The organism is Lentzea sp. NPDC003310 (assembly GCF_040610935.1).
Classification (GTDB): Bacteria; Actinomycetota; Actinomycetes; order Mycobacteriales; family Pseudonocardiaceae; genus Lentzea.
The window spans coordinates 246,624-269,698 of record NZ_JBEXNC010000005.1; the positions used below are offsets into that span (position 1 = coordinate 246,624).

The window sequence follows — 23,075 nt, forward strand, 5'->3', positions numbered from 1 at the left end:
TGCGAACACCACGCCCACGCCGTCGCGGTTCGGGAGAGATCGGTTGAAGATCAATGTCGTCGACGCATGGCACAAGACTAAGCCGCCAGCGCCACCGAATAAATGGCGCTGACGGCTCGTGGTCGTGCGGGTACCGCTCGTGATCAGAAGCCGGCGGTGATCTTCGTGAACGCCAGCTCGGACTGCTGGATGCCGGAGCAGCTCGCGGAGACCTGGCCGTCGCAGCCACCGCGGTCGCGGTTGACCGACCAGAAGGCCAGTCGCCCGAGGCCGTTGCTCTTCGACCAGTCGCGGATCGCGGTCCAGTCGTCGACGGAGGTCAGCTCGCGCTGGTCCGACAGGCCGTTCATGCCCGAGATGCCGACGTGCTTGAACGCCTCGGCGTCGCTCCAGCCGAATGTCGACTTGAGCTTGTCCTTGAGCCCCGTCGCCGCGTTGATGGTGTCCTGGCGGACGTTGGAGCTGCCGAAGTCGAACGGCATGATCGTGAACACGTCGATGTTCGCGTTCAGCGCCTTGGCCCGGTCGATCAGCCGGTTGCCGTGGAAGTTCGGGCCGGTGGTCGCGGTGCCGAAGGTGACGATCGTCTGGATGCCCGGGTTGTTCTGCTTCACGATCCGCAGGGCGTTGAGGATCCGGTCGGCGACCTCGGCGTTCTCGAACTCGTCGGTGTTCTCGATGTCGATGTCGATCGCCTTGAGCCCGTAGGCGTTGATGACCTGCTGGTACGCGCCGGCCAGCGCCTCGGGGGTCGAGCAGTTCGGGCCGAGCTTGTTGCCGCTCCAGCCACCGAACGACGGGACGATGTCACCACCGGCCGCGCGGATGGCGTTGATCGTCTGCTGGTCGACGCCGCCGGTCAGCGGACGGGTGCCGTCCCAGGCCGGGTTGCAGCCGCCGCTCGACAGCACGAACGCGAGCGTGAACCACTTGACGCCGGTCTGGCTCATGACCTGCGTGGCGTTCTGCGGGTTGCCCCAGCCCAGGTACAGGTAGGGCGCGCCGCGACCGGTGCCGGGCAGCGGCGGGTTCGACGTCGTGGTCGTCGTGGTGGTGGTCGTGGTCGACGTCGGCGGGTTGCCGGTGCCGTCGCACGAACCGCCGTTCACCTTGCAGTTCGACGGGGTGCCGCCGGAACCCTTGACGGTGAAGCCGAAGCTCGTGCTGCCACCCACCGGGACGCTGCCGTTCCAGGTGCTGCGGACGGTGATGTTCTGGCCGTTGGCGGCGTAGCTGCCGTCCCACAGCGACGCGATCGACTGCCCGCCCGGCAGCGTGAACTCGACGGTCCACGACGTGAGCGCGGACCCGCCGCTGTTGGAGATGGTGTACTTGGCCTCGTAGCCGCTGCCCCAGTCCGACGTCTTCGTGAACGCCGCCGTCACGCCCGACGCGCCACTCGCGGGCGCGGCCACGACGCCTCCGACCACGGTGGCCATCGCCAGCCCGAGGGTCAGGATCTGCCAGCGAAACTTCTTCATGGTGCTCCATTCACGTGCAGGGGGTACGTGATGAAGCCGACGTTAACTGGTCTAAACCACCCGTTCAAGGGGATGAACCGGACATCGTTCGTGCTCGTCAGAGCATTGCGCGAGAACGCTCTCACGTCCAGTCCACTTGACATGGTTGTCAGTTGACCACCGATGGAAGTCGGTGACGTGGCTGAAACCGGTACCGCGACCGTGCCGCGCTCTCCTACTCTGCGCAGCATATGAACGCACTAGAGATCGCCCGCCTCATGGCGAGTTCCAGTCTGGATCTGGACATTCAGGTAACGCAGACCGCCTATCGCTCCCAATTGGCCCGTACCTGGAAGATCCCCCAGGGCGCAGGAGTCCTGGAGATCGGGTGCGGCCAAGGGGACATGACGGCGGTGCTCGCCGCCGAGGTCGGTCCTCACGGGACGGTCGTCGGCACGGACGTCGCCCAGCCCGGCTACGGCTCCCCGGTCACCCTCGGCGAGTCCGCGCGTCACCTGCTCGACGGTCCCCTGGGCTCCCGCATCAGCATCCGCTTCGGCACGGACGTGCTCACCGACGACGTCGGCACCGGGTACGACGTCGTCGTGCTCGCCCACTGCTCCTGGTACTTCGCGTCCGCGGGTCTGCTGGAGCGGACGCTGGCGAAGGCGCGGGAGCTCGGCTCGCGGCTGTGCTTCGCGGAGTGGGACCCGGAGCCCGCCCATCCGGACCAGGTCCCGCACCTGCTGGCCGTGCTCGCGCAGGACCGGATCGCCGGCGACACGGAGCTCAACGTGCGGTCCCCGCTCACCAGGACGACGCTGCTCGACGCGCTCGGCCGGGCGGGCTGGGAGGTCGAGTCGGTGTCCACTGTGGACACCAACTCGTTGCAGGATGCCGACTGGGAGATCGCGATCGCGTTGCAGGACGCGCCGGACGGCCTGGCCAAGGACCTGCTGCGCCAGGTCGCACGGGAGCGCGGCAACGTGCCGTTGCCGGCGTACGCGCTCACAGCACGCTAGTGCGCTCCGCCCGTTCCCTGTCGCGCTCCTCCAGCAGTTGGAGGAGCGCGTAGGTGGTCTGGCGTTGCTCCTCCAGCAGCTTCGTGAGCCACGAGCCGAAGTAGAGGAAACCGCCGACTCCGATCAGCCCGACGCCCAGGATGCCGCCGGACACCACGTACGGGATCTGCTCGAACGTGTACCCGGTGTGCGCGACGCCCCACCAGGCGAACAGGATCGCCGCGATGCCCGCCGTCATCAGCATCGTGCCGACGAGCCCCAGTCCGCTGCGCATCCGGGCGCGGCGCCGGTCCTGGATCGTCATGGGTTCACCCTCAGGTCGGGGACACCGGTCGGGTGTCCGGAGGGACAGGGGGCGCCGCCCAGCAGGAACGCGCCGAACGACCTCATGCCGAACGCCCCGGCCGCGGCGACCCCGAGGCCGGTGAGCACCAGCAGTGCCGGGACGCCGGGGAAGTCCAGCAGCGAGCGGGGCCTGGTGCGGGCGGACGCGACCGGCGTGACGCCCTTCGACGGCGGGGTCACGCCCGCCACCGGCGGGGCGCCCAGCGCGGGCGGTGGCGCGTCGGCGACGGGTGGCGGCGGTGCGACGGGTGCCGGTGCGTCCGGCGGGGTCAGGGGCTCGGCGACCGAGGCGTTCGCGACGGCCTCCGTGTCGCCGACGACCACGACCATCTTGCGCAGCGGGTTGAGCAGTGGCACGAGCTCCTTGGGCAGCAACGGAGCGACGATGCCGTCCAGAATGCCGCCGAGGCCGAGCTTGGTGCGCAACGTCAGCACGTCCACCGTCAGGGTGAGGCCACGGCTCGTGGAGGTCGCCTGCGTGCCTTCGAGCTTCGTCGACGACGTCGGCCAGTCGACGGTGATGCCCAGTGGCGCCAACGCTTTCAGCAGTCCGTCCGGTGGCGCGTCCGGGGCCTTGACGGGGAACTTCTGGCCCAGCACGGTGAACTCGGCGACCGCGAACGTGCTGGTGCCGCTCCCCTTGCCGCCGTCGCTCACGGCCACGGACTCGAACTTCACCCCGGACACGACGACCAGGCCCGCCAGCAGTGAGATCGTCTGCGCGGACGTGACGGCGGTGGACCTCGCCTCGGACGCGCTGACCGAGCTGACGCTGCTCGACGACAGCCCGTCGACGGTCAGCAGGAACGGCACCTCCTGCTTGGCGCCGGCGTACGACTCGGCCTTCGACGCCCCCGCGGCGGCCTTCATGCCCGGCTGGGACTGCTCGGCCGGGCCGCCGGGGTGCGCGGCGTTGGCCTGCACCGGGTAGGCGAACCCGACCAGCTGCGGCAGACCGGTGCCGACGGCCGCGCCCGGCCAGAGCGAACTCGCGACCGACCGGCCGATCGGGCCCGAGCCCAGCTCCGTCTGCGTGTAGGACAGGTGCACCTCGCCCTGCGGCTCGGCGGGCACCGGGATCAGGTCGGAGTGCAGCAGCACGGACACCGGCGCGGCGTGCGCGGAGAGCGTGAAGCCGCCGATGTCGGCCGCCCGCGCGGGGGCCGGGGACAGCAGGAGGAGCAGCAGGACGAGCGCGTACCTCATGACGTCCCTCCGAAGTAGACGGTGGCCAGGTCCTCACCGGCGGAGATCTCGCCGTGCGTCATCACGACGACCTGGTCGGCGACGGCCGAGGCGGTCTCGGCGAACTGCTCGACGATCAGCATCGTGACGCCGGAGCGCGCGAGCTCCCCCACGACCTCGTACAGCTCGGCGACGATCACCGGCGCGAGGCCCATCGACAGCTCGTCGACCACCAGCACGGCCGGGTCGGTGATCAGCGCGCGGGCGAACGCGAGCATCTGCTGCTCCCCGCCGGACATGGAGCCCGCGAGCTGCTTCTGCCGCGCCTTGAGCTTCGGGAACCGCTCGTAGACGATCTCGGCGTCGCCGCGCATCAGCCGCAGGTTCTCCGCGACGGTCAGGTTCGGGAAGATCGCCCTGCCCTCCGGGATCGTGCAGAGGCCGGCGCGGGCGAGTTCGTCGGGCGGGGCGTCGTTGACGTGCACGCCGCCGAGGTGGACGTGGCCGGAGGTGGCCCTGATCTGTCCACTGAGGACTTTGACGAGCGTGGACTTGCCGGCTCCGTTCGGGCCGAGCAACGCCGTGACGGTGCCGCGCGGGACGTTCAGCGAGACTCCGCGCAGCACCTCGATCCGGCCGTAGCCGGCGTGGACGTCCACCAGGTCGATCATCCGAGGTACGCCTCCCGGACACCTTCGTCGGCACGGACGACGTCCGGGGTGCCGGACACCAGCAGCCGTCCGAGGTTCAGCACGTGCACGTGGTCGCAGTAGCCCATGACGAGGTCCATGTCGTGCTCGACCAGCACGACCGCGCGGCCCTCGGCGCTCAGCTGCCGCAGCAGTTCGCCGAACGCGTCGGTCTCGGCGCGGTCGAGGCCGGACGACGGTTCGTCGAGCAGCAGCACCGACGGGTCGGTGGCGAGCGCGCGGGCCAGTTCGAGCAGCCGCGCGGCGCCGGTCGGCACGGTGTCGGCCTGGTTGCCCGCGAACTCCGCGATGCCGACGCGTTCCAGGAGTTCGCCCGCGAGTTTCGGCGACCGGCGGCGGCTTTCCAGTGCCACCACGACGTTCTCCCAGACCGTCAGCGACCCGAACACCTCGAGCCGCTGGAACGTGCGGGCGATGCCGAGCCTCGACCGCTGGTGCGGTCCCTTGGCGGTGACGTCCTCGCCGTCCAGCACGACCCGGCCGGCGGTGGGCCTGCGCAACCCGCTGACGACGTCGAACAACGTGGTCTTGCCCGCGCCGTTCGGCCCGATCAGCCCGGTGACACCGGGTTCGACGACGAGCGAGACGTCGTTGACGGCGACCACCTCGCCGAAGCGGACCGTCACGCCCTCCACCCGCACGGTGCTCATGCGCGCCGCCAGGACCAGGCCCGAAAACCCCAGCTGACCAGTCCGTTCGGATCGCGCGCGAGCCCGGCCGCGGCCACGCCGAGCAGCACGACCGCCACGCCCGCGAACGCCGGGAAACCGCTCTGCAGCACGGGGAGCAGCATCAGCAGCACCCCGCCGAGCAGCGCGCCGGACACCGACGTGACGCCCGCGATCACCGCGAACAGCAGCAGCGGCAGGTTGTTGAACAGCTGGAAGTCGCTCGCCGCCACGGTCTCCCGCAGCTGCGCGAACATCCCGCCCGCGAGCCCCGCGATCGCCGCCGACAGCGAGAACACCCAGACCCGGATCCACCGGACGTTGAGGCCGAGGGTGGCGCACGCCGCCGAGCTGTCCTTGACCGCGATCATCCTGCGCCCCAGCCGGCCGCGCCGGATCGCCAGCACCCCGATCCCGACGGCGGCGAACACGACGGCGGCCAGCACCAGTTGCGCGGCACCGGAGTCGACCAGCTTCGGCACCTGCAGGCTGCCCCGCACGCCGAACGCGACCGGCGACTGCAGCACGAGCTTGTCCATGAGCTGCGCGAACCCCAGCGTCGCGAGCGCGAGGTACAGCCCGCTGACCCGCAGCACCGTCAACGCGATCAGCGCTCCGACCGCCGCCGACACCACCGCACCGATCAGCAGCGTGACCGGCGATCCACCGAGCCGCGCGACCGTCACCGCGCCCACGCCGACGAACGTGAACTGCCCCAGCGACACCACCCCGCCGTACCCGGTGAGCAGCACCATCGACAGCAGCACGATCCCGAACACCAGCGCGAGCGCCAGCTGCCCGGCCACCACGGGGTCGACCAGCAGCGCCAGCACCACGACCACGGCCCCGAACAACCCGGCCGCGACACCGGTCGTGAGCGCGGTCGGGGTGGCCACCCCGCGCTGCCCCCGCACCCCGCCGATGCGCAACGGCGACTGCGGCATCGCGAGCAACACCACGAACAGCAGCAGTGCCGGGATCGCCGCCCGGAACGAGATCCAGAACGGCGACGACGGCAGGTACGCCACCGCGTACGACTGCACCAGCCCGAGCCCGAGCGCCCCGGCGAACGTCCACGGCAGACTCCGCAACCGCCCGACCAGCGCGGCCGTGTACGCGGTGATCACGAGCAACGTCATCGTCACGTAGTCGAGCTGCACCACCGGCGTCAGCAGGATCCCGCCCAGCGCCGCCAGCGCCGACCCGATCGCCCAGCTCAGCGCCGACAGCCGGTGCGGCCGCGTGCCGTACAACGAGGCCAGCTCCGGCGCGTCCACGCAGGCCCGCATCGCGAGCCCGGTGCGCGTCCGGTTGAGCAGCACGTAGAGCCCGCCCGCCACCAGCACCGCGCAGACCAGCGTCACCAGGTCGTGCCCGCTGACGAATGACTGTCCGATGTGGACGCCCAGCTGGTCGAGGAAGGGCCGCACCGGACGCGCCTGCGGAGGCCAGATCACCTGGGCCACCCCGATGAGCCCCACGAGCACGCCGACCCCGGCCACGAGCGTGATCCCGACCGGTGCGCCCACCAGGCGGCGCATGATGAAGCGTTCGACGACCAGGCCGAACAGCGGCGCGCACACCCCGACGACGAGCAGCAGGGCGAGCCACTGCGGGAGGCCGCGGTTCTCGGCGAGCTCCCAGTAGAGGAACGCCATGACCATGCCGATCGCGCCGTGGCCGACGTTGAACACCTTGGAGGTGCTGTAGGTCAGCACGAGGCCGCCGGCGACGACGGCGTAGGCACCGCCGGTCACGAGGCCGAAGATGGTGTAGGCGAGGAGGGCGGTCATGCGCCGCTCCCGGTGGCGAACGTCCGGGTCATCCGCCCACCCCCGTGTCGATCAGCTGCCCGCACGAGTACCCCGATGCCGGCGCCAGCCGCGACCACGCCCCACCCTTCAGCTTCACCAGCGTCATGCACGCCGACGTCCGCTTCCCGCCGACGTCCTGCGGCGCCACCATCCCCTCGGCCGTGAAGTCGTGCACCTGCCGCACCGCGTCGAGCATCGCCTTGCGCGTCAGCTGCGGCCCGACCTTCGCCGCGGTGGTCACGAACAGCCGTGCCGCCGACCACGCGAACATCCCGAAGTACGACGGCGCCGCGCCCGGTGCCACCCGCCCGAGCCACTGCTTGTACAGCGCCACCTGGGCGTTGGACTCCTCGAACAGCGCGCCGTTGGTGTAGACGACGGTCCCGTCCACCGCGGCGCCGCCCTGCCGCACGTACGCCGGGTCGTAGGCGGACGGGTCGGTGATGAACGCCTCCGGCGTGTACCCCTGCTGCCGCATCGCCTGCTGCAGCCGCACCGCGTACTGGGCCGAGCCGATCCAGTACACGATCTTGGCTCCGGTCTCCTTCAGCTTCGCCACGTACGGCGCGTAGTTCACGTCGGTGATGTCGATGGCCTGCGAGTACACGAACTTGATGCCGCGCGCCTCGGCCGCCTTCTGCATGCTCTTCGCGTTCTGCGCGCTCGCGTCCGCGTTGAGGTAGAGGTAGGCCGCGGCGCCGACGCCGCCGGGGAAGCTCGACTTCACCAGGTCCGGGCCGGCCGACGACACGAGGTTCACGACGTTCGACGCGACGCCGAAGCTCACCGGCGTGCGCTGGCGTTGCGCGGTGACGGTCGAGGCGCGCAGGTCGGGGATGCCGCAGCCGGCTGCCGCGGGGCCGCCGCCCTGGTCGAACGCCGACATCGAGCCGACGAGCGCGAAGGCCTGTTCGCAGGCCTGGGAGGTGGCCTGCTGGTCGCCGCCGCTGTCGGTGCGCGAGTCGAACGAGACGAGCTTGAGCTTGCGGCCGCACACCGAGCCCTGCGTGGCGTTGAAGTACTCGACGAACGCCTTGGTGGCCTGCTGCGCGGACTGGAAGATGCCGGGCACCGGGCCGCTGATGTCGGAGATGTTGGCGATCGTGATCTCGCCCGCGGTGACGCCCTTGTCCGTGGCGCCACCGGTGCCCTGGCACCCGCCCGCGATGCTGCCGGGCGGGTTCGGCTGCTTCACCGCCTCCTGCGGGTTCGCGGCACCGGGCTGCTGCGCGGTGCCCTCGGACGCGGCGGGGTCCTCACCGGTCACCGCCCCGTCCTGGGTGCCGGCGGACGCTCCCTGCGGCACGACGAGTGCCGCGCGTTGCTCGTCGGTGAGCCTGCTCCCACATCCGGCGATCAACGCGCAGATCGTCAGTGCGATCAGTGCGGTGCGGCGCATGCGTCTGGACGCTAGGGCTCTGCATCCATCCAGGTCCAGGCTGTTTCTAGAACGCGTTCTACATGCAAAGAATCACGCGGAAACGCGTCACCTATTCGCTGCCCGGTCGTTAACGCGCCCTGCAAGGAACACGTTCTACTTTACGACGGCGGGAGGGGTTCCGGGCGGCGCGCGCTGATGACGTCGCCGGACGACTCGCCGCGCACCCGGCGCACCACCCACGGCACGACGTGCTCGCGCGCCCACCTCCAGTCCTCCGCGCGCCGGACCCGGCGGTCGACGAGCGGGGCGACGCCCAGCAGCGTCCGCTCCAGCGCGTGCGGCACCTCCAGCGCCTCCAGCACGGAGATGGCGACCTCGGTGTGCCCGAGCGAGTTGAGGTGCAGCCGGTCGGCCGACCACATGCGACGGTCGCGCAGCTGCCGCATGTTCCACATGTCGACGAGCAGGCACGAGTGCTCGGCCGCGATCGCGCGCACGTGCTCGTTGTAGATGGCCACCCGGCCGCGCATCCTGCGGAACACCGGGTCGTCCGCGCCGTCGACGCCGGTGAACAGGATCACGCGCGCGCCCGCGTTGGACACGCGCGCGACGGCCGCGCGGTAGCGGCGCATCAACGCGTCGATGTCCACTTTGGGCCGCATGAGGTCGTTGCCGCCCGCGTACAGCGAGACGAGGTCGGGCTTCATCGCGAGCGCGGGTTCGAGCTGCCCGCCGAGCACCTGCGGCAGCAACCGGCCGCGCACGGCCAGGTTGGCGTAGGTGAACTCGGGATCGACGGCGCCCAGCACGTCGGCCACGCGGTCCGCCCAGCCCCGCACGCCGTTGGGACGGCCGGCGTCCTCGTCGCCCACCCCTTCGGTGAACGAGTCCCCCAACGCCACAAAACGCTTGCTCATGCTCACGACCCTATGTCGAGCATTTGGTGCAAGTTCTCCCGGGGTTGCGGCCACGACGATAACGTTTCGGTAACGGCGACGTCTCGAACTGAGGCGGCTGCCCATTCCTGGCCGTATCCCCGTTCGTGCGACTCCCCATGGACTTGGCCCGGCCGACGCGACTGATGGTCGCGCTGGCCGGCTGCGCGTTGGCCGTCTTCCTGAACACCGGGAGTGCGATCGGCCAGCCCAGCACGACGCCGTCCGCCCCCATCTCGACGCCGCCGCCCGACAGCGGCGGCAAGGGCGACGAGGTCGTCCAGACGCAGTGGGGCCCGCTCGGACCGGCTGACCGCGACTTCCTCAACAGGGTCAAGCAGGCCGGGCTGTGGGAGAAGCCCGCGGGCGAGAAGGGCAAGGCCAAGCGCGCCGACCAGCCCAAGATCCAAGAGGCCTGCAAGCACCTCATCGAGGGGCACACCCTCCTCGACAACGTGGTGAACCGGGCGGGACTGCTGCTCGGCCACACGTTGCCGACGGAGGCCTCGGACGAGCAGAAGGGCTGGCTCGCCGAGATGGACGCGGCGAACGGCGACGAGTTCGACGCCGTCTTCGCCAACCGGCTCCGCGCGGCCCACGGCAAGGTCTACGCGTACGCCGCGCAGATCAGGGCCGGCACCAAGAACGAGCTCGTCCGCATCCTGTCCACGCAGGCGATGATCACCGTCTTCGACCACATGAAGGTCCTCGAGGACACGGGTCGCGTCGACTTCGCCGGACTCGAGTCACCGCAGCCGCTCGCGCCTCCGCCTCCTGCCGACGGCAACACCGGCACCGCGGACCCGGCGGTCACCGAGGAGTCCACGAACCCGACCGACGGCGTCATCCCGACCGTGCCGGAGGGCACCCGGTTCACCCGCACCGCCGAGCAAGGCGTGTTCGGTGAGAACAACGGTGTCTTCTTCGGCGCCATCGCGGTGCTCGCGCTCGCGCTGGTGGGCATGCGCTTCATCTCCAGATCGAAGAAGTCACGACGGAAATCCCGTTCGTTCTAGCTGACACACAGCGCAAAACAACACACCCAGGTTCATCCCGAAGATAGCGGCCCCATACCGCCGTCAGCTTCGCCATGCCGTTTTACCGGACTACCACGAGGTGGCAAATGGCTATTCACCGGAGGAAATCCACGATCTGGCTCACCGCCGCCGCTGCGGCGATGGCCGTGGTCGCGGGCGGTGCCGCGGTGGTGGCCATCAGTTCTTCTGATGGCGCCGCGCTCGCCGACGGGCCGGACAAGAGCTTGTTCGTCGACATCACCAAGGTGAAGCCGAACGTCAAGAAACCCAGGCCGGAAAACGATGCCACCACAGGCACGTTCACCGTCGACTGCGGGCGGAACGAGAACGGGCACTTCAACCCCGACAACTTCATCGCGCAGCCCGGCGTGCGCAACGGCGCCCAGCACCTGCACGACTACGTCGGCAACCTCTCCACCAACGCCGACTCGAACAACCAGTCGCTCCAGGCCGCCGGCACCACCTGCAAGAACGGCGACAAGTCCGCCTACTTCTGGCCCGTCGTGCGCATCACCGACGAGGCGGCCGAGGAAGAGGGCGCAGCCGAGGAAGGCGGCGCCGAGGCCGGCGAGCAGGCCCCGCCGAAGAAGGACGACAAGGCGCAGCAGGACAAGGACAAGGCCGCCAAGAACGCGCCGCAGCTCGAGTGCCCCGACGTCGCGTCGCTGCTGCCCGAGGACGTGCCGGACGCGGCCCAGGCGGAGATCGACCGCGAGCTCGAGAACATCGAGAAGGTGACCGACGAGGCCGCGAAGAAGGTCGCCTCGACCAAGGCCCAGGACCGTGACAACGTCATCGTCGGCCCGACGCGCGAGAAGCGCGCCGCCATCCTCAACCGGATGATGCTGGCGTTCAGCCGCCAGGGCCAGCAGGCCCCCGACCTGAACCCGGCCGCCGCCTGCGCGGTCAAGGACAAGGCCGCGGGCGAGGAAGGCCTCGACAACGGTGGCGAGAACAGCGACGCCGCCCAGGCCGAGGGCACCGAGGACAAGCAGAACCAGAACAACGCCGAGGAGAACGCCGAGAACGAGCTCGAGGGCAACGAGGGCGAGATCCAGCGTCCCGCCGTCGTCGACCTGACGTTCCGCGGCAGCCCGACCGGCAAGGTCGTCGCGATGCCCAAGTTCCTCCGCGTGCTCTACGGCGACGCCAAGGCCGGCCAGAACGGCCCGAAGAACGCCAAGGCCTCCTGGACCTGCACGGGCTTCGAGGACAAGGTCCTGATGGACAAGTACCCGATCTGCCCGCAGGGCTCGAAGGTCAAGCGCGTGCACGACTTCCCGAGCTGCTGGGACGGCAAGAACATCGACTCCGCGAACCACCGCGACCACATCGTGTTCCCCGACGCCAACGGCAAGTGCAAGCAGGGCTTCAAGGCCGTGCCGCAGCTGCGCATCTCGCTGACCTACAACATCCCGAGGCAGGTCCAGCAGGAAGGCCGCTACCTGGTCGACTCCTTCCCGGAGGAGGAGCACAACCCGCTCACCGACCACGACGACTTCGCCAACGTGATGTCGCAGAAGATCATGAACCGCCTGGTCAACTGCGTGAACTCCGGCAAGAAGTGCCGCGAGTGACGCTCTGACCGCAGGACCGAGAAGCCCCGGTGCACCTCCCGCGCACCGGGGCTTCTCGCTGTCCTGGGACGGTCAGTCGGAGTTGCACCACACGAGGATTCCGGGGCCGTCCGGCGTGATCACCGGGATCCACGCCTCGTCGGCCTCCCGCATCCGGCTCTCGTCGAGCCGCAGAGGGTGCTGCTCCTCGTGGTACTCGTGCGGCGCCGCCCCGTACCGGACGACCTGGTTGTATTCGATGGTGTCGACGATCTCACGCAGCTTGACCCGTTCTTCTTCGGGCCAACCGTGGTTCCACTTCCCGGCGCCGCCGTAGTCCACTTCGAACAGCGTGCACAGCGCCTGCAGTTCCGCGCTCACCTCTTCCAGCGGAACCAGGTATCCCTGCACATCGCCCTGGCGACAGGCGGTTCCGCCGTACTGCAGCAGGTAGTGGACCCCGGTCTCCGCCTCGATCACTACGTACAGCCAGTCGCCGCTCGTGTCGTCGAGGTTCAGTGAGACGTACCGCTTCGAGGTCATGGCGGCAGTCTTGCCCGCCGCGAGCCCGAGACCAACCCATCGCCCACCGCCGTTCACAACGATGAACCGTTTCACCAGCATGAACCTTGTTCCGGAATGTTTGACGCATAGGTATAGACCACTAACACTGGCCAAATGGTCACCCGTTCCTGCGCGGTTCTGATCGCCCTGCTGGCATCGCTCCTGGTGCCGGTCGCCGGCTCGGCCCACGCCGCCCCCGCCACGTTCGTCCACCCCGGAGTAGTGGTCTCCAAGCCACAGCTGGACTTCATGCGCACCAAGGTCCTCGCGGGCGCCCAGCCGTGGAAGACCGCCTACGACCGCATGATGGCGTCGAAGTACGCCGACCTGAACCGCACCCCGAAGCCGCGGGCCGTCGTGGAGTGCGGCCCGGTCAGCAACCCCAACAACGGCTGCACCGACGAACGCGAAGACGCGATCGCCGCCTACACCCTGTCCCTCGCCTGGTACGTCACCCGCGACGCCCGGTACGCCACCAAGGCGATCCAGATCATGGACGCCTGGTCGAACACCATCCGCGACCACACCAACTCGAACGCCCCGTTGCAGACCGCGTGGTCGGCGAGCAGCTGGCCCAAGGCCGCCGAGATCATGAAGCACGTCTACGGCAACTGGCCGAACAGCGCCCGGTTCGGCACGATGCTGCGCACCGTCTACCTGCCCGAGATCCAGAACGGCCGCGCGAACACCAACGGCAACTGGGAGCTCAGCATGATGGAGGCGTCCATCGGCATCGCGGTGTTCCTGGAGGACCGAGCGGCCTACGACAAGGCCGTGAGCATCTTCCGGACGCGCATCCAGGCCTTCATCTACCTGACCACCGACGGCGCGCTGCCGAAGACGCCACCGGGCAGCGGCATCGACACCAGGGCCGAGATCATCTCCTACTGGCACAACCAGTCCACGTTCGTCGACGGGATCACCCAGGAGACCTGCCGCGACTTCGCCCACACGGCCTACGGACTCTCCGCAGCCTCGCACCTCGCCGAGACCGCGTGGATCCAGGGCCAGGACATCTGGAGCGAGATCAAGGACCGGATGCGGCACGCGTGGGGCCTGCACGCCAAGTACCAGAACGGCGAGCCGGTGCCGTCGTGGTTCTGCGGTGGCTCGTTCAGCCGGGAGCTCGGGCCGACGCCGGAGGTCAGCTACAACGCGCTGGGCAACCGCATGGGCATCGCGATGGCGAACACCAAGATCTACACGGAGTCCAAGCGTCCACACGGGACCGACAACCTGTTCATCGCGTGGGAGACGCTGACTCACGCAGCCAATCCCTCGTAAGTCGTACTAGCGTGCCTCCATGACCGAGACACCGGACGTGAAGCCACGCAGCCGCGACGTGACCGACGGCCTGGAGCGCACCGCCGCGCGCGGCATGCTCCGGGCCGTCGGCATGGGGGACGAGGACTGGGAGAAGCCGCAGATCGGCGTCGCCTCCTCGTGGAACGAGATCACGCCGTGCAACCTGTCGCTGGACCGCCTCGCCAAGGCCTCCAAGGACGGCGTGCACGCGGCGGGCGGGTACCCGCTCGAGTTCGGCACGATCTCCGTGTCGGACGGCATCTCGATGGGCCACGAGGGCATGCACTTCTCGCTGGTCTCGCGCGAGGTGATCGCGGACAGCGTCGAGACCGTCATGCAGGCCGAGCGCCTCGACGGCTCCGTGCTGCTGGCGGGGTGCGACAAGTCGTTGCCCGGCATGCTGATGGCGGCGGCGCGGCTCGACCTCGCGAGCGTGTTCCTCTACGCCGGGTCGATCCTGCCCGGCCGGGTCACGCTGACCGACGGCACGGAGAAGGAAGTCACGATCATCGACGCGTTCGAGGCCGTCGGGGCCTGTTCGCGGGGGCTGATGAGCCGTGAGGACGTCGACCTGATCGAACGCGCGATCTGCCCCGGTGAGGGCGCGTGTGGTGGCATGTACACCGCGAACACGATGGCGAGCGCGGCCGAGGCGCTGGGCATGTCGCTGCCCGGCAGTGCCGCTCCCCCGGCCACCGACCGGCGCCGCGACGGGTTCGCGCGCCGCTCCGGCCAGGCCGTGGTCGAGATGCTGCGGCGCGGCATCACGGCGCGGCAGATCATGACGCGCGAGGCGTTCGAGAACGCCATCGCCGTCGTCATGGCGTTCGGCGGCTCCACCAACGCGGTGCTGCACCTGCTCGCCATCGCGCACGAGGCCGGCGTCGAGCTGTCACTGGACGACTTCAGCCGCATCGGCGCGCGCGTGCCGCACCTGGCCGACGTGAAGCCGTTCGGCCGGCACGTCATGACCGACGTCGACCGCATCGGCGGCGTGCCCGTGGTGATGAAGGCGCTGCTGGACGCCGGTCTGCTGCACGGCGACTGCCTCACCGTCACCGGCCGCACGGTCGCGGAGAACCTCGCCGACATCGCCCCGCCCGACCCTGACGGTCTCGTGCTGCGCGCGTTGGACAAGCCCATCCACCACACCGGCGGCATCACGATCCTGAAGGGCTCGCTCGCCCCGGAGGGCGCCGTGGTCAAGTCCGCGGGCTTCGACTCGGACGTCTTCACCGGCACCGCCCGCGTCTTCGACCGCGAACGCGCCGCGATGGACGCCCTGGAGGACGGCACCATCACCGCGGGCGACGTGGTCGTCATCCGCTACGAGGGCCCCAAGGGCGGACCGGGCATGCGCGAGATGCTCGCCATCACCGCCGCCATCAAGGGCGCGGGTCTCGGCAAGGACGTCCTGCTGCTCACCGACGGCCGGTTCTCCGGCGGCACCACCGGCCTGTGCGTCGGGCACGTGGCACCGGAGGCGGTCGACGGCGGCCCGATCGCGTTCGTGCGCGACGGCGACCAGATCACGCTGAACGTCGCCGAAGGCACGCTCGACGTCGACGCGGACCTGGAGGGCCGCCGCGAGGGCTGGGCACCGCTGCCCCCGCGCTACGAACGCGGCGTGCTCGCCAAGTACGCGAAGCTGGTCGGCTCGGCCTCACGCGGCGCCGTCTGCGACTGACGTCGCCCACACGGCTGAACTGCCAGGCGGGAGCGGGTCACCCGGTCGGTGGGTGACCCGCGATCCGCCCGCCGTGCCGGGTACCTCGCCTGCACAGGCAACCAGGCCAAGGCGGAGGGACGGCACAATGATCGATCAGACGCACGTTGAGGCTCTGTACGACTGCGACGTGATCGACAAGAGGGGCGAGAAGATCGGTTCGGTCAAGCAGATCTGGCTGGAGGACGGCACCGGCAAGCCGATGTGGGCCGAGGTCCACACCGGACTGTTCGGCATGCGGCAGAGCTTCGTCCCGATCCAGCAGGGCGAGGTGGCGGGCGGCGGGATCACCGTCCCGGTGTCCAAGGAGCAGGTGAAGGACGCGCCGAGCGTGCACACCGACGACAACCGCATGTCGGACGAGGAGCAGGAGGCGCTCTACCGGCACTACGGGATGATCCCCCACGCCAAGACCGGCGAGCACGACCGGATCGACGGGCGGCAGGACCGCAAGCGGGCCGCGGCGCAGGACGGTGCCGGCATGCGGGACGGTGCCGGGATGCGGGGTGGCAAGCGGGACGACGCGGCCGAGGTCACGCTCTCCGAGGAGAAGCTCGACGTCGGTACGCGCAACGTCGAGACCGGGCGGGTGCGGCTGGTCAAGCACACGGTCACCGAGCAGCGCAACATCACCGTGCCCGTGACGCACGAGGAGGTCCGCGTGGTCCGCGAGCCGGCTCGGGGCGAGGCCGGCGAGGCGTTCGCCGACGAGCAGGCCGAGGTCACGCTGCACCGCGAGGAACCGGTCGTGCAGAAGCGGACCGAGGCGGTCGAGCGGGTCCGGCTGGAGAAGGAGGCCGTGACCGAGCAGCGGGACGTCAAGGGGCAGGTGCGCAAGGAGCGCGTCGAGGTGGAGCGCGACGACGAACCGCGTGGGCGCCGCTGATCGAAGGTCCGGTGAACCGCCCGCCCACTTCCGTCGGCGGGCGGTTTGCTTTGAGTCGGCACGCGTGGGAAGCGGAGTGTCCGGCTGCGTGCGACCGGTCTAGTAAAGGCTGTCGAGGACGTCCGCGTAGCGCTTCTCGATCGCCCGCCGGCGCGGCTTCAGCGACGTGGTCAACAAACCGTCCTCCACGCTGAAGTCGTGCTCCAGCACCGCGAACCGCTTGATCGTCTCGTGCCGGGCCAGCTGGGCGTTGACCGCCTTGATCGCGCCGTCCACTTCGGACTCGGCGTCCGCGAGGCCCGAGGCCGTGTCCGGGTCGAGCGTCACGAGGGCCACGCAGTACTTGCGGCGGTCGCCGTGCACGATCACGTTGCTGATGTACGGCGACGCGGCGTTGATCATGCTCTCGATCCTGGTCGGTGCCACGTACTTGCCGCCCGACGTCTTGATGAGCTCCTTCTTGCGGTCGGTGATCATCAACCGGCCCGCGTCGTCGAGCTCGCCGATGTCGCCGGTGTGCAGCCAGCCGTCGACCAGCGACTCGGCGGTCGCGTCCGGGCGGTTGTGGTAGCCGCGCATGACGCCGGGGCCGCGCAGGAGTACTTCGCCGTCCTCGGCGATCTTGACCTCCATGCCTGGGATCGGCGGGCCGACCGTGCCGATCCTGATCATGCCCGGGCGGTTGAAGAACGTGGCCGCGGAGGACTCGGTGAGGCCGTAGCCCTCCAGGATCGTGATGCCCGCGCGGTCGAAGAACTCGGCGATCTCCGGGGCCAGTGGGGCTGAGCCCGAGACGAAGTAGCGGATGCGGCCGCCTACTCGGTCGCGCAGCTTGCGGTACACCAGGCGGTCCGCCAGCCAGCGCGTCGCCGGGCCGTGGTCGCGGTCGGCCCACCTGAAGATCTTCTCGGTGACGCCGCCCTTCTCCCTGGCGCCCGCGACGACGCGGCCGTGGATCTTCTCGAAGATGCGCGGTGCGGCGGCCACGATCGACGGGCGCAGCTCGCCCAGGTTGTCGACGATCCGCTCCACGCTGCCGTCGACGGCGGTCGGGACGCCCGCGGCGATCATCGCCATCGTGAGCACCTTGCCGAAGGCGTGGGACAGCGGCAGCCACAGGAAGTGCAGGTCGCTCGGTCGCAGGATGCCCAGGGAGGCAATGGCTTCCGCGGTCGTCAGCCAGTTCTCGTGGGTCAGCTCGACGCCCTTCGGCGTGCCGGTCGTGCCCGACGTGTAGATCAACGTCGCCAGGTCGTCCGGGGCCAGGTCGCCGATCAACGCCTCGTAGTCGCCCGAGTCGCGGGGCACCGCGCCGAACCGCAGCACCTCGACGCCGTCCGGCACCATCGCGGCGTGCTCGTCGGTCTCCACGACCACGAGCCGGCTGCCCGAGTCGCCCAGGATGTGCGCGACCTCCTCGGGCGTGCTGTTCGGGTAGATCGTCGTGGTGGCGCCACCGGCGGCGAGCACGGCGAGGTCGGTGACGATCCACTCGATGCTCGTGCGGCCCATCAACGCCACGCGGTCGCCCTTGCGCAGGCCGAGCCGCGCGAGTCCGAACGCTTCCGCCGCAACGCGTTCCTGCAGTTCGGACCACGTGAGCGAGACCCAGCCACCGCCGTCGCGGTACCGCATCGCCTCGGCGTCGGGGGTGCGCGCGACCCGATCGCGCAGCAGGCCGGGAATCGACAGCGCCATTGCTCGTCCTCCTCTAGAGCGTCGCTCCAGAGCGGTACTCTAACCCGCATGGCCGACCGACGACAGTCTCTCCTCTCCGCGGCGCTGCGGCTCGTCGAGGAGGGAGGGCTGGACGCCGTGACGATCGCGGCCCTGACCGAGCGGTCGGGCATGTCGAACGGCAGCATCTACCACCACTTCGGCAGCCGCGCGGGCGTGTTCGCCCAGCTCTACGCCGACAGCTACGGCCGGTGCGTCGCCGCGATGCTGCCCGCGCTGCAAGCGGAGTCGGCGGAGCAGGGCGTGCGCGGCCTGACGCTGAGCTACCTCGACTGGGTCGCCGCGAACCCGAGCCGGGCGCGCTTCCTCTACGCCGCCCCCGACCACGCCGACCCGGCGGTCAAGACCGCGGAGTTCGCGCCCGTGCTCGCCTGGTTCCTCGACCGGATGGCGGCGGGCGAACTGCGCGCGGTGCCGCCGTGGGCGCTGGAGACCGTCGCGATGGGTCCGGCGCACGAGTCGGTGCGCCGGTTCCTGCTCGGGGTGTTCGACCTGACGCAGGCGCGTGACCTGGTCGCCGACGCCGTGTGGGCCGTGCTCAAGCCTTAGGTCGCCCTAGAACACGTGTTCGATTATGCTGCGGTCCATGCGCCAGGGATCGCTGTTCGACCTGGCGGCGGAGCCGGACCTGGCTCCGCTCGCCCCACGCCGCACCGAGCTGGACCACGGTGCGTGGATCGACGTCCAGCCGGGCTGGCTCGCGGGCGCCGACGCGCTGTTCGACCGGCTCGTCGCCGAGGTGCCGTGGCGCGCCGAACGCCGCCAGATGTACGACTCGGTGGTCGACGTGCCGCGCCTGCTCTGCTTCTACGGCGGCGCCCTGCCGTTCGACGTACTCACCACGGCCCGCGAGGCGCTGTCCCACCACTACCGGGCCGAGCTGGGCGAGCCGTTCACCACGGCCGGCCTCTGCTACTACCGCGACGGCCGCGACAGCGTGGCCTGGCACGGCGACACGATCGGCCGCGGCCAGACCGAGGACACGATGGTCGCCATCCTGAGCGTGGGCACCCCGCGCGCCCTGCTGCTGCGGCCGCGCGGGGGCGGCGAGACGCACAAGTACGCGCTGGGCCACGGCGACCTGCTGGTGATGGGCGGCTCGTGCCAGCGCACCTGGGAGCACGCCGTGCCGAAGACCACGAAGGTCGTCGGGCCGCGGATCAGCGTCCAGTTCCGCCCGCACGGAGTCCGCTAGCCACCATCTCCTCCGACACCTCCCAGACGCGCCGGGCCTCGTCGGCGGACCGCAGGCGGCTGTAGAGCGCCTGCTCGGCGGGCGGGCCGCTGAGGTGCCGGAAGCGGCTCGGGCCGTAGAACGGCGCGGGGTGCGGCGCGGTGGCGGCCAGCAGGGCCGGCAGCTGCGCGGACTCCACGGTGCCGAGGACGCCGATCGCGGACGCGACCCGGATCAGGCGCACGCCGAGGGTGTCGCTGGAGCGCCCGACCTCCGGACGGGCGGCGAGCAGGTTCGTCGGCGCCACGCCGGGGTGGGCCAGGTTGCTCGTGATCCCCCAGCCGCCCGCCTCGCTGCGCCGCGCGAGCTCCAGCCCGAACAGGCCGAAGGCGATCTTCGACTGGCTGTACGCCTTGCGCCCGCTGTAGGAGCGCTCCCAGTTGAGGTCGTCCCAGTTGATGGCGCCCTCGTTCGCGGCGATGCTGACCTGCGAGGTGACGCGGGCACGGCCGGCCTTCAGCAGCGGCAGCAGCGCCGTCACGAGCGCGAAGTGGCCGAGGTGGTTGGTGCCCCACTGGAGCTCGAACCCGTCGGCGGTCGTCTGCCGTTCGGGCGGGGTCATGACGCCCGCGTTGTTCACGAGGATGTGCACGGGCTTGCCCTCCTCCAGCAGCTCGGCGCTCACCGCGGCGACCGAGCTCAGCGAGGACAGGTCGAGCGAGCGCAGCGACACGTCCGCGCCGGGCGTCCGCCGCCGGATCGCGGCGATCGCGGCCTCGCCCTTGCGCGGGTTGCGGACGGGCAGGACGACCTCGGCCCCCGCCGCCGCGAGCCGCCCGGCGATGCCGAGCCCGACCCCGTCGCTGCCGCCGGTGACGACCGCCCGCTTCCCGGTCAGGTCCGGCACCTCGACGTCGTACTTCCCGCTCATCGCACACTCCCCTGGCTCGTCCGTGCCTTCTCGATTCCACCGTGGACGGACGGCGCGCGCACATCCAGGACCTGACAGTCCGTGGCTACCGCGGGGCGCGGGCGTTAGAAATGGGGTGGCGAGAGGAGTCACCGTGATCGACCGAGCCGGGCTGGCCGCGTTCCTGCGGCACCGCAGGGAGGCCCTGCAACCGGAGGACATCGGCCTGCCGCGCGGGCAGCGGCGGCGGACCAGCGGCCTGCGCCGCGAGGAGGTCGCCGCCCGGTGCAGCATGTCCGCCGACTACTACGCACGCCTGGAACAGGAACGCGGCCCGCACCCGTCCGAGCAGATGATCGCGGCGATCGCGCAGGGCCTGCACCTGAGCCTCGACGAGCGCGACCACCTGTTCCGCCTCGCGGGCCACACCCCGCCGGGCCGCGGCGGCATCAGCGACCACGTCAGCCCGGGTCTCGCGCGGATCTTCGACCGGTTGCAGGACACCCCGGCCGAGGTCGTCACCGAACTGGGTGAAACCCTGCGGCAGACCCCGCTCGGCGTCGCGCTCACCGGGGACTCGGCCACCTACACCGGTCCGGAACGCAGCCTCGGCTTCCGCTGGTTCAGCGACCCTTCGTCACGGGCGCTGTACGAGCCCGCAGACCACGAGTTCCTGGGCCGCATGTTCGCCTCGGGCCTGCGCGAGGCCCTGACCCGGCGCGGACCGGGCTCGCGGGCCGCGCACTACGCCGACCTCCTGCTGGCGACCAGCGAGGAGTTCCGGACCGTCTGGGCCCGGCAGGAGATCGGCCTGCGCCCGCGCGAGGTCAAGCGGTACGTCCACCCGAGCGTCGGCGCGCTCGAGCTGCAGTGCCAGACGTTGCTCGACCCCGACCAGCACCACTTCCTGCTCGTCTACACGGCGACGCCGGGCAGTGAGAGCTACGAGAAGCTGCGGCTGCTGTCCGTCGTCGGCACTCAGATCACGTCCACGAACACCGGGTTGGCGTAGAACCAGAGGTCGCCCCACGGGTCCGAGTTCGCGATCTCGTCGATCACCGGGTCGCCCGACGACGTGAGCCGCTTGCCGTCGCTGCCCCGCAGCCGCAGGTAGAACGACCGCTCGACGTTGGTGAACGTGTGCGTGAACCGGATCTTGCCCTTGCGCGGCACCTCGAACGTCTTCGCGACGGCCGTCCCGGGCGCCACGAACAGGTCCCGGTCGGCGGACGGACCCGTCACCGGCCCGGAGATCAGGTCGACCTTCGCGAGCACCGGCACGGCACCGGAGAAGTTCGGGCCGTCCGTGCGGTCGATCTCGATCGTGACCTCGACGTCGCCACCCCTGCGCACGAACGTCCGCCCGCCGAGCGTCACGCCGCGCAGGTCGTCGCGGGAGCGCACGCGCACCTCCAGGCCGTCGATCAGCCGGCCGTGCACGGTCACCACCTTGCCCGCCTGCAGGCCGCGCATGACGTCCACATAGGACTTCGACCGGGAGCCGACGAGGTTCGCGCCGTACTGGCCGGGGAAGAAGTCGCCGTACCCGGTCTGCCGCACGCCCGAGTCGATCGGCGCGCCCTTGGAGCCCGTCGTGGCGTAGTCCTGCTTGCCGGGCGTGAAAGTGTCCTGGAAGACCTGGTGCACGTCCGAGTTCGCGGTGATCCACCACGGGCGTCCCTCGGCGAGCAGCGAGTCCCACAGGCCGCCGACCGTCGCGGTCATCCAGTCGAAGCCGCCGTGCGTGCGGTAGGACTCGGCCGGGTAGCCGGGGAACGACTCGGGCAGCGGGGCGGCGGTGTCGTAGTAGCCGCGCGCCCGGCCGGGACCGCCCGCGGACTTCGGGATGCCGGCGGCCTGGTGGCCGGGAGCGCCCTCCATGCCGACCGCGACGCCGGGGGCCGCGTCGCGCCAGCCGCGGATCTCGTGGGGGCTGTCGACACCGCGCCGGGACGGGTGGTTCGCGAACATCAGCGCGATCTCGGTCCGTCCGGAGAGGACCTGCGCCTCCAGGTACCGCAGCGCGGCCAGGGCGAGCGGCTCGCCGTTGCCCGCGACGCGGCCGTCGTAGGCGAGCTCGAACGCCTTGAGGATGTCGACGGTGTGCTTGCCGGGCGGCAGGAACACGGTGGCGTGCTCGGCGCCGGGGATGTTCCACTCGAGGCCCTGGTAGACCAGCACGTCGCGCTGGGAGCGGCGGACGCGTTCGATGTCGGGCGTCACCTGGTCGATCGAGAACTTCTGGTGCGCGGGGCCGCCGTGGTCGGTGATCACGACCCAGTCGAGGCCGAACTCGTGCGCCTTCGCGACCTGCTGCGCGATCGTGTACTGGCCGTCGTCGGAGTACTGGGTGTGGATGTGGTGGTCACCGGCGTAGTAGCGCTCGCCGCCGCCCCAGGGGTTGACCGGCACGTGCGCCCGCGCCTGGCCCGTGCCGACGGCGACGGCGCCCGCGGCTCCGGCCGCGATGCCGAGGCCCGCCAGGAACCTGCGGCGCTCGACCGACGACGGGCGGTCGTCCTCGGGGTCGAGCCAGCTGCCTTCGACCGGCTCGACCTCGTGGTGCGTGTGATCACCGTGCGGGTGATCGTGGGAGTGGGACATGCGCCGATCTCAGCCCGTGAAGCTGTCCTGGCAAACGAACGGCCGGTGAACCCTTG

21 protein-coding genes are annotated in these 23,075 nt (G+C 70.4%); 9 read left to right on the forward strand and 12 right to left on the reverse strand.

Annotated features, from left to right (window positions below; genetic code table 11):
* Positions 1-143 precede the first annotated feature (143 nt).
* Positions 144-1,439 (reverse strand): cellulose binding domain-containing protein, encoded by a 1,296-nt coding sequence (locus ABZX02_RS11255; protein ID WP_355297591.1) that lies wholly within the window; start codon positions 1,437-1,439, stop codon positions 144-146.
* A gap of 299 nt (positions 1,440-1,738) precedes the next feature.
* Between ABZX02_RS11255 and ABZX02_RS11260 the strand changes: the two genes are divergently transcribed.
* Positions 1,739-2,482 (forward strand): methyltransferase domain-containing protein, encoded by a 744-nt coding sequence (locus tag ABZX02_RS11260; RefSeq protein WP_355297593.1) that lies wholly within the window; start codon positions 1,739-1,741, stop codon positions 2,480-2,482.
* Here the strand turns inward: ABZX02_RS11260 and ABZX02_RS11265 are convergent.
* The 7 genes from ABZX02_RS11265 to ABZX02_RS11295 form a co-directional block, all read right to left on the reverse strand.
* Positions 2,469-2,786: a hypothetical protein gene (locus ABZX02_RS11265; RefSeq protein WP_355297147.1), complete on the reverse strand. Its 318-nt coding sequence runs from the start codon at positions 2,784-2,786 to the stop codon at positions 2,469-2,471. The genes ABZX02_RS11260 and ABZX02_RS11265 overlap by 14 nt on opposite strands.
* Positions 2,783-4,033, reverse strand: a complete 1,251-nt coding sequence (locus ABZX02_RS11270) for a choice-of-anchor P family protein (RefSeq protein ID WP_355297149.1) — start codon at positions 4,031-4,033, stop codon at positions 2,783-2,785. Before ABZX02_RS11270 ends, ABZX02_RS11265 begins: the two co-directional genes overlap by 4 nt.
* On the reverse strand, positions 4,030-4,683 hold the full coding sequence (locus ABZX02_RS11275) for an ABC transporter ATP-binding protein (RefSeq protein ID WP_355297151.1): 654 nt from the start codon (positions 4,681-4,683) through the stop codon (positions 4,030-4,032). Before ABZX02_RS11275 ends, ABZX02_RS11270 begins: the two co-directional genes overlap by 4 nt.
* Complete coding sequence (locus ABZX02_RS11280; protein WP_355297153.1) at positions 4,680-5,372, reverse strand: ABC transporter ATP-binding protein; 693 nt, start codon at positions 5,370-5,372, stop codon at positions 4,680-4,682. Before ABZX02_RS11280 ends, ABZX02_RS11275 begins: the two co-directional genes overlap by 4 nt.
* Complete coding sequence (locus tag ABZX02_RS11285; protein WP_355297155.1) at positions 5,369-7,183, reverse strand: ABC transporter permease; 1,815 nt, start codon at positions 7,181-7,183, stop codon at positions 5,369-5,371. Before ABZX02_RS11285 ends, ABZX02_RS11280 begins: the two co-directional genes overlap by 4 nt.
* A 28-nt stretch (positions 7,184-7,211) precedes the next feature.
* The gene (locus ABZX02_RS11290; protein WP_355297157.1) at positions 7,212-8,603 is read right to left on the reverse strand and encodes an ABC transporter substrate-binding protein; all 1,392 of its coding nucleotides are present in this window, start codon (positions 8,601-8,603) and stop codon (positions 7,212-7,214) included.
* A 140-nt stretch (positions 8,604-8,743) separates the two neighbouring features.
* Positions 8,744-9,502 carry an SGNH/GDSL hydrolase family protein gene (locus tag ABZX02_RS11295; protein ID WP_355297159.1) on the reverse strand — a complete coding sequence of 253 codons (759 nt, stop codon included), beginning with the start codon at positions 9,500-9,502 and terminating at the stop codon, positions 8,744-8,746.
* Positions 9,503-9,639: 137 nt separating this feature from the next.
* On the opposite strand from ABZX02_RS11295, the gene ABZX02_RS11300 reads away from it, so the two are divergent.
* The gene (locus tag ABZX02_RS11300) at positions 9,640-10,536 is read left to right on the forward strand and encodes a DUF4142 domain-containing protein (RefSeq protein WP_355297161.1); all 897 of its coding nucleotides are present in this window, start codon (positions 9,640-9,642) and stop codon (positions 10,534-10,536) included.
* Positions 10,537-10,643: 107 nt separating this feature from the next.
* On the forward strand, positions 10,644-12,134 hold the full coding sequence (locus tag ABZX02_RS11305; RefSeq protein WP_355297163.1) for a DUF1996 domain-containing protein: 1,491 nt from the start codon (positions 10,644-10,646) through the stop codon (positions 12,132-12,134).
* Positions 12,135-12,206: 72 nt separating this feature from the next.
* On the opposite strand, the gene ABZX02_RS11310 is transcribed toward ABZX02_RS11305, so the two are convergent.
* Positions 12,207-12,656: a DUF6210 family protein gene (locus ABZX02_RS11310; RefSeq protein WP_355297165.1), complete on the reverse strand. Its 450-nt coding sequence runs from the start codon at positions 12,654-12,656 to the stop codon at positions 12,207-12,209.
* Between the two features lie 135 nt (positions 12,657-12,791).
* Here ABZX02_RS11310 and ABZX02_RS11315 point away from each other — a divergent pair, with 135 nt between their 5' ends.
* From ABZX02_RS11315 to ABZX02_RS11325, 3 genes are all read left to right on the forward strand, one after another.
* A complete protein-coding gene (locus tag ABZX02_RS11315) occupies positions 12,792-13,961 on the forward strand; it encodes an alginate lyase family protein (protein ID WP_355297167.1) in 1,170 nt (389 codons plus the stop codon).
* 19 nt (positions 13,962-13,980) lie between these two features.
* Positions 13,981-15,669: a dihydroxy-acid dehydratase gene (gene ilvD, locus ABZX02_RS11320; protein ID WP_355297169.1), complete on the forward strand. Its 1,689-nt coding sequence runs from the start codon at positions 13,981-13,983 to the stop codon at positions 15,667-15,669.
* 127 nt (positions 15,670-15,796) lie between these two features.
* Positions 15,797-16,594 (forward strand): PRC and DUF2382 domain-containing protein, encoded by a 798-nt coding sequence (locus tag ABZX02_RS11325; protein WP_355297171.1) that lies wholly within the window; start codon positions 15,797-15,799, stop codon positions 16,592-16,594.
* A gap of 99 nt (positions 16,595-16,693) precedes the next feature.
* On the opposite strand, the gene ABZX02_RS11330 is transcribed toward ABZX02_RS11325, so the two are convergent.
* Positions 16,694-18,292 (reverse strand): long-chain fatty acid--CoA ligase, encoded by a 1,599-nt coding sequence (locus ABZX02_RS11330; protein ID WP_355297173.1) that lies wholly within the window; start codon positions 18,290-18,292, stop codon positions 16,694-16,696.
* 48 nt (positions 18,293-18,340) lie between these two features.
* Here ABZX02_RS11330 and ABZX02_RS11335 point away from each other — a divergent pair, with 48 nt between their 5' ends.
* Complete coding sequence (locus ABZX02_RS11335) at positions 18,341-18,880, forward strand: TetR/AcrR family transcriptional regulator (RefSeq protein WP_355297175.1); 540 nt, start codon at positions 18,341-18,343, stop codon at positions 18,878-18,880.
* A 37-nt stretch (positions 18,881-18,917) separates the two neighbouring features.
* A complete protein-coding gene (locus ABZX02_RS11340; protein WP_355297177.1) occupies positions 18,918-19,526 on the forward strand; it encodes an alpha-ketoglutarate-dependent dioxygenase AlkB in 609 nt (202 codons plus the stop codon).
* Here ABZX02_RS11340 and ABZX02_RS11345 read toward each other — a convergent pair.
* Entirely contained in the window at positions 19,492-20,436 is a 945-nt protein-coding gene (locus tag ABZX02_RS11345) for an SDR family oxidoreductase (protein ID WP_355297179.1), read from the reverse strand. The two genes, ABZX02_RS11340 and ABZX02_RS11345, sit on opposite strands and share 35 nt — an antisense overlap.
* 133 nt (positions 20,437-20,569) lie before the next feature.
* On the opposite strand from ABZX02_RS11345, the gene ABZX02_RS11350 reads away from it, so the two are divergent.
* The gene (locus ABZX02_RS11350) at positions 20,570-21,427 is read left to right on the forward strand and encodes a helix-turn-helix transcriptional regulator (RefSeq protein ID WP_355297181.1); all 858 of its coding nucleotides are present in this window, start codon (positions 20,570-20,572) and stop codon (positions 21,425-21,427) included.
* Here the strand turns inward: ABZX02_RS11350 and ABZX02_RS11355 are convergent.
* Positions 21,394-23,019: a PHP domain-containing protein gene (locus tag ABZX02_RS11355; RefSeq protein ID WP_355297183.1), complete on the reverse strand. Its 1,626-nt coding sequence runs from the start codon at positions 23,017-23,019 to the stop codon at positions 21,394-21,396. The genes ABZX02_RS11350 and ABZX02_RS11355 overlap by 34 nt on opposite strands.
* Positions 23,020-23,075 lie beyond the last annotated feature (56 nt).